Raw genomic sequence first — 6,771 nt, forward strand, 5'->3', positions numbered from 1 at the left:
AGCGGCGCCGTACCCCCGCACCCTCACCGATCCAGGAGCACCACCGATGACCGCGCCCACCCCTCACCCCAGCACCGAGGGCCGCACCCCGTACCCCGTCGGCCTGCTGCTGGCCGGCCGCCGCGTCGTGGTGGTCGGCGGCGGGCACGTCGCCCAGCGGCGGCTGCCCGCCCTGCTCGCCACCGGCGCGGACGTGCACCTGATATCGCCGGCCACCACCCCGGCCGTCCAGGCGATGGCCGACGCCGGCGAGCTGACCTGGCACCGCCGGCCCTACCAGGAGGGCGACCTCGCCGACACCTGGTACGCGCTGGTGGCCACCGACGACCCGGCGGTGAACGCCGCCGTCAGCGCGGAGGCGGAGCGCGAGCGGGTGTTCTGCGCCCGCAGCGACGACGCCTCAGCCGCCACCGCGTGGACGCCGGCCAGCGGGCGGGACGCCGGGGCGACCGTTGCCGTCCTCACCGGCGACCCGCGGCACTCGGCCGCGCTGCGCGACTCGATCGTCGAGGGACTGCGGGACGGCTCGCTCGCCGCCCGCCAGTACCGCGCGCACGGCGCGGGGGTCGCGCTGGTCGGCGGCGGCCCGGGCGACCCGGACCTCATCACGGTGCGCGGCCGGCGGCTGCTCGCGGACGCCGACGTGGTGGTGGCCGACCGGCTGGCGCCGCGCGAGCTGCTGGCGGAGCTGCCGGAGCACGTCGAGGTGATCGACGCGTCGAAGATCCCGTACGGGCGCTTCATGGCGCAGGAGGCGATCAACCGGACGCTGGTCGAGCACGCCAAGGCCGGCAAGTTCGTGGTGCGGCTGAAGGGCGGCGACCCGTACGTGTTCGGGCGCGGCGGCGAGGAGCTGCTGGCCTGCGCCGAGGCCGGGCTGCCGGTCACGGTGGTGCCGGGCATCTCCAGCTCGATCAGCGTGCCGGCGGCGGTCGGGGTGCCGGTCACCCACCGGGGGATGACGCACGAGTTCACAGTGGTCTCGGGGCACGTCGGCCCGGACGACGAGCGGTCGCTGACCGACTGGGGGGCGCTCGCCCGGATGACGGGCACCGTGGTGCTGCTGATGGCCGTGGACAAGATCGGCGCCATCGCGGCCCGGCTGATCGCGGAGGGACGCGCCGCCGACACCCCGGTCGCCGTCGTCCAGGAGGGCACCACCGCCGCCCAGCGCCGCGTCGACGCCACCCTGGCCACCGTCGCCGCCACCGTCGCGGCCGAGGGCATCAAGCCCCCGGCGGTCATCGTCATCGGCGACGTCGTCAACGTCCTCGCCCCCGCCACGGCCGCCGGCGCCTGACCCCTCGGCTTCTTCCCCCTTCCTTCCGCCAGCACTTTGCAAACAGCAGCTGTTTGCAAAGTGCTTGGCGCGTCGTCCCAGCTCAGCGCCCTCGATGCCCGCGTTCCATGCACTTTGCAAAGTATGGACTTTGCAAAGTGCATGGCCGTGCAGCTAAGCGCTTGAGCGGCCGAGCGCCCACGCCCGGCTACTCCAGCGGCTGCTCCGTCCAGATCACCTTCCCGGTGGCCGTGTACCGCGTCCCCCACCGGTCCGCGAACTGGGCGACCAGGAACAGCCCGCGCCCGCCCTCGTCCGTGGTGGCCGCGTACCGCAGGTGCGGCGAGGTGCTGCTGCCGTCCGACACCTCGCAGATCAGCGACCGGTCGAGCAGCAGCCGTACCTTGATCGGCCCCGTGCCGTACCGGATCGCATTGGTCACCAGCTCGCTCAGGATCAACTCGGTGACAAACGCCGCGTCCGCCAGCCCCCAGTGCTCCAGCCGCTCCGCGACCGCCGCCCGCACCCCGGCGACCGCCGCCGGGTCCGACGGCACCTCCCACTGCGCCACCCGGTCCGCCGACAGCCCCCGGGTCCGCGCCACCAGCAGCGCGATGTCGTCCTGCGGCCGCTCCGGCAGCATCGCCCCCAGCACGTCCGCACAGGTCTGCTCCGGCGTCCGTGCCGGCCCCTCCAGCGCCGCCCGCAACAGCTCCAACCCCTCGTCGATGTCCCGCTCGCGGTCCTCCACCAGCCCGTCCGTGTAGAGCACCAGCCGGCTGTCCTCCGCCACCTCCAGCTCCACCGTCTCGAACGGCAGCACCGCCAGCCCCAGCGGCGGCCCGGTCGGCAGCTCCGGGAACACCACCGACCCGTCCGGGCGCACCAGCGCCGGCGGCGGATGCCCCGCACTCGCCACCGTGCACCGCCGCGCCACCGGGTCGTAGATCAGGTACAGGCAGGTCGCCCCGGTCACCGCCGCCGACGCCCCGGTCGCCGACTCCTCCAGGTCGATCCGGTTCACCAGCTCGTCGAGGTGCCCCAGCAGCTCGTCCGGCGGCAGGTCCAGCGTCGAGAAGTTGTGGATCGCCGTCCGCAGCCGCCCCATCGTCGCCGCCGCGTGCAGCCCGTGCCCCACCACGTCCCCCACCACCAGCGCCACCCGGGCCCCGGGCAGCGGGATCAGGTCGAACCAGTCCCCGCCCACCCCCGCCTGCGCCGGCAGGTACCGGTGCGCCACCTCCAGCGCGTTCTGCTCCGGCAGGCTGCGCGGCAGCAGGCTGTGCTGCAGCGTCACCGCCATCGCGTGCTCCCGGGTGTACCGGCGCGCGTTGTCGATGCACACGGCCGCGTGCGCGACCAGCTCCTCCGCCAGCGCCAGGTCCTCCTCCTCGAACGGCTCCGGCCGCTCCGAGCGCCAGAACCGGACGATCCCCAGCAGCACCCCGCGCGCCTTCAGCGGCACCCGGACCAGCGAGTGCACCCCGTCCGCCAGCACCCGCGCCGCCGCCTCCGGATCCTGCTCGCGCCACCCCGCAGCCTCCGTCAAACGCGGCTCCAGCCCCGGCAGCCCGCTGTTCAACGCCCCCGCCAGCGGCGTCGACGGCCCCACCTCCAGCACCGTGCCGACCGGGTAGAACGGCACACCCTCCCGCACCGCCGACAGCGCCGCCCGCCGCATCCGCAGCAGCGCGGGACCGGACGGCGGCTCGTCGCCCTCCAGCACCTGGTCGGCCAGGTCCACCGTGACGATGTCGGCGAACCGGCCCACCGTCACCTGCGCCAGCTCCTCCGCCGTCCGCGTCACGTCCAGCGTGCTGCCCACCGTGACCCCGGCGTCGTACAGCAGCCGCAGCCGCCGCTGCGCCACCTCGGCCCGCCCGGACAGCGCCAGCAGTTCCGTGGAGTCCCGCAGCGTCGCCACCGACCCGGGCGGTCCGCCGTCGCGGTCCGTGGGCCGGATGTTCACCGCCAGCAGCCGCTCACCGGCCAGCACCACCTCGTCGCTGACGGCCCGCCCGTCCGCCAGCAGCTCCAGCGGCGCCGGCTCCAGGCCCAGCTCGGTCAGCGGACGGCCCTCCGCGTCCGGCGGCAGGTCCAGCAGCCGGCGCGCCTCGTCGTTGCAGAGCAGCAGCCGCCCGTCGTCGCCGATGATCAGCACGCCCTCGCGCACGGAGTGCAGCACCGCCGCGTGGTGCTCGTACATGCGGGTCATCTCGGCCGGCCCCAGCCCGCGGGTCTGCCGCTTCAGCCGCCGGCTGATCAGCGCCGTCCCGCCGGTCGCCAGCGCGAGCCCGGCGGCGGCCGTACCGAGCACCACGGGTAGCTGCCGCTCGCTGGCACTGCTCACATTGGCGATCGTGATGCCCGCCGAGACCGCCCCGACCACCTGCCCGTCCGGGGCGCGCACCGGCACGATGGCCTGCACCAGCGACCCGAGCGTGCCGGTGACCTGCTCGGTCACCACCTGTCCGTTCAGCGCGGGCTGGTAGTTGCCGATGATCTTGTGGCCGATCCGGGCCGGGTCGGGGTGGGTCAGGCGGATGCCGTCGGTGTTGATCACGACGATGAAGTCCACACCCGCGTTGATCCGCGCCGACTGCGCGGAGGGCTGCAGGATCGCGGTCGGGTCGGGGGAGCGCAGCGCCGCGACGATGCCCGGCGAGTTGGCATAGGTCTGCGCGACCGCCACCGAGCGGTTGGTGGCCTCCTGCCGGGCGTCGTTGCGGGACTGCACCAGCAGCGCGACCACGGCCGCCACCACCAGCATCAGCACCACCACGACCTGCAGCGCGAAGACCTGCCCGGCCACCGACCGGACCCGGGCCGGTGCCGGCCGGGCCGTTCGTGATCGCTGGTGCCGACCGTGTGGGCGCCCGCCGGGCGAGCCGGCGCCGGTACCGGTGGACCGGGAAGCGGAGGTGGAACCGGCCGCACCGGGGTCCGACGGCGCCCAAGATCGACCCGGAAAACGGGCCATACGTCATATTTGCACTCCACACGGCGGCGGGCCAATGACGACCACGCCGCCCATTGGGCCGGTTGGCCTTCCCCGGCCCGACTTGGCAAGATCGCAGGGTGTCCGAACCCCGCACCATCACCGACCCCGCCGACCCGCGCCTCGCCGACTACACCGGCCTGACCGACGTCGAACTCCGCCGCCGCCGCGAACCCGCCGAGGGCCTGTTCATCGCCGAGGGCGAGAAGGTCGTCCGCCGCGCCCTGGCGGCCGGCTACCGGATGCGGTCGATGCTGCTGACCCCCAAGTGGCTGGACGTGATGGCGGACGTCATCGCCGAGGCCGACGCGCCCGTGCACGTCGCCGAACCCGCCCTCGCCGAGGCCGTCACCGGCTACCACGTCCACCGCGGCGCCCTCGCCTCGATGGAGCGGCAGCCGCTGCCGGACGCCGCCGAGCTGCTGGCCGGTGCCCGCCGGGTGGCCGTGCTGGAGGGCCTGGTCGACCACACCAACCTGGGCGCGATCTTCCGCAGCGCCGCCGCCCTCGGCATGGACGCCGTGCTGCTCTCGCCCGACTGCGCGGACCCGCTGTACCGGCGTGCGGTGAAGGTCTCGATGGGCGCCGTCTTCGCCGTCCCCTACGCCCGGCTGGACCCCTGGCCGGCCGCCCTGGACACGGTGCGCGCCGCCGGCTTCAGCCTGCTCGCGCTCACCCCGGCCGAGACCGCCGTCGACCTGGCCGACCTCGCCCCGCACCGCCTCCCCAAGGCGGCCCTGATGCTCGGCGCCGAGGGCGACGGCCTCACCCGCCGCGCCCTGGCCGCCGCCGACCACGCCGTGCGCATCCCCATGGCCCACGGCGTCGACTCCCTCAACGTAGGCGCCGCCGCAGCCGTGGCCTTCTACGCCGTCACCGCCACCGCCTGACCCCCCACCCCCCACAGGAAGTCGGCCCCGCCGACCTCCCACTCCGGCATGCCCCGCCGCCTCCGGCGAAGCACCGTGCTGCGGCACAGCAGGTCGGGCCGGCCTCGGGCTGCCCGTCGTGGGCGCCCCCGGTGAGGCGCCTGCTGCCGCACGGAAAGTCGAGCAGAGCGACTCTCCGTGCTCAGGCGGACCAGTCGCCGCCGACCGGGCGCGCCGCGCACCAAGAGTCGGCCCGGCCGACCTCCTGCTCCGTAGTGCCCGCCCATCACGGGCGCCTCCGGCGTGGCTCGGTGCTGCCGCACGGAAAGTCGGGCTCGCCGACTTCCTGCTCCGGCGTGCGTGCCCGTTCCGGCCGCCTCCGGTTGTGCCCACCGTCGACGCGGCGCCGTGCTGCGGCGCGGGAAGTCGGATCCGCCGACTTCCTGCTCCCGGCGCGCTTGCGTGTTCTGGTCGCGGCTTGCCCGGGCCCGCCGCCTCCGACCGGGCGGGCTGCGCACCAAAGGGCGGCCCGGCCGACTTCCTGTGCCCGCCCGGGTCAGCCAGCGGGGGCGGTGGGGGGTGCGGGGGCAGCGGCGGGGGGTGGGGTGGTGATCGGGGGCGTCATGGTGGGGGAGCCGGGCCAGGACTCCTCCAGGGTGCCGTCCGCGCGCAGCGTGTAGCGCGTGGATGTGGTGGCCCCGGTCTGGGCGACCCGCTCCTCCCGCACCAGGGCCCCGGCCTCCAGCCGCCAGGCCGCAGTCGCCTGCGGGTCCGCCGCCGAGGAGCGCGAGGTCAGCGCGACCGGGGCGTCCCCGTTGAAGGCGAACAGCTGCACCAGGTCGACCGGCACCGACCCCTCCGAGCGCCGCAGGACGACCAGCGCCGCCGGTGCGCCCTTGTACCGCGCCGGGAGGACCGCGCTGAGCACGACCTGCGGCCCCGCGCCCGCCGAGCGGCCGTCGCGCAGGGCGATGGCCGGACCGCCCGCCGGATCGGCATAGGAGCGGTTCGGCCAGTCGACCGCCGGGCCCGCACCCTGGGCGGGGGCCAGCGCGCCCTCCGCACCGCCGCCCGCCGGGGCCCCGTGGGCCGCGGCCGCCAGCGGAGCGGTCGACGGCGCTGTGGCGGACGGCGCTGTGGTGGACGGCGTGAGCCCGTCCGCCGACAGCCCCGCCCCGGTCGACGCCTCCGGAGCCGGGGCGGTCGCGGGCGCCGCACCGGCCGTCGGGCCCGCCGCAGCGGCGGAGCTCGCCGGTGGCCGCATGCCCTGCTTGTCCCGGTTCTCGCACCCCTGCGCCGCCGCGATGGCCAGCGCCACCCCGACCGTCACGGTCACGAACACCACCAGCCGCTGTCGCATCAGCCGCTGCCGCGCCGTCCCGGGGCGCCCCCCGGGCGCGGGCGTGTGCTGCCGGTCTCCCGCCCGGCCGCGCGGCCCGCCGGGCCGCTGCCGGGTCGGCCGTGCGGGCGGCGGGGTCTGCTGGCGCTCGCGCATCGGCCGGGTGGCCTGGAGCGCGTCGGGACGGGGGAGCGGCGCGGTGGCCGCCTGCCCGTCGCTCGGGGCGGGGGACCGTCGCGGCGCACCGGCGGGCGCGCCCGCCGCCCGTGCCCGGGCCGCGGCCTGT

General features: G+C 76.1%; 3 protein-coding genes and 1 pseudogene. 2 read left to right on the forward strand and 2 right to left on the reverse strand.

The window, feature by feature from the left end; genetic code table 11:
• Positions 1-46: 46 nt before the first annotated feature.
• Entirely contained in the window at positions 47-1,300 is a 1,254-nt protein-coding gene (gene cobA / locus ACFVVU_RS36470) for a uroporphyrinogen-III C-methyltransferase (RefSeq protein WP_380684311.1), read from the forward strand.
• Between the two features lie 187 nt (positions 1,301-1,487).
• Here cobA and ACFVVU_RS36475 read toward each other — a convergent pair whose 3' ends face one another.
• Complete coding sequence (locus ACFVVU_RS36475) at positions 1,488-4,259, reverse strand: SpoIIE family protein phosphatase (protein ID WP_380684312.1); 2,772 nt, start codon at positions 4,257-4,259, stop codon at positions 1,488-1,490.
• 98 nt (positions 4,260-4,357) lie between these two features.
• Between ACFVVU_RS36475 and ACFVVU_RS36480 the strand changes: the two genes are divergently transcribed.
• Positions 4,358-5,167 carry a TrmH family RNA methyltransferase gene (locus ACFVVU_RS36480; RefSeq protein ID WP_387794126.1) on the forward strand — a complete coding sequence of 270 codons (810 nt, stop codon included), beginning with the start codon at positions 4,358-4,360 and terminating at the stop codon, positions 5,165-5,167.
• Positions 5,168-5,702: 535 nt separating this feature from the next.
• Here the strand turns inward: ACFVVU_RS36480 and ACFVVU_RS36485 are convergent.
• Positions 5,703-6,771, reverse strand: a pseudogene (locus ACFVVU_RS36485) (hypothetical protein); the annotation flags it as partial.

The organism is Kitasatospora sp. NPDC057965 (assembly GCF_042887135.1).
Taxonomy (GTDB): Bacteria; Actinomycetota; Actinomycetes; order Streptomycetales; family Streptomycetaceae; genus Kitasatospora.

What these genes read in the sequence shown, in the direction of transcription:
- cobA (WP_380684311.1), top strand. Translation starts at nt 47, where the DNA reads ATGACCGCGCCCACCCCTCACCCCAGCACCGAGGGCCGCACCCCGTAC.
- ACFVVU_RS36475 (WP_380684312.1), bottom strand. Translation starts at nt 4,259, where the DNA reads ATGGCCCGTTTTCCGGGTCGATCTTGGGCGCCGTCGGACCCCGGTGCG.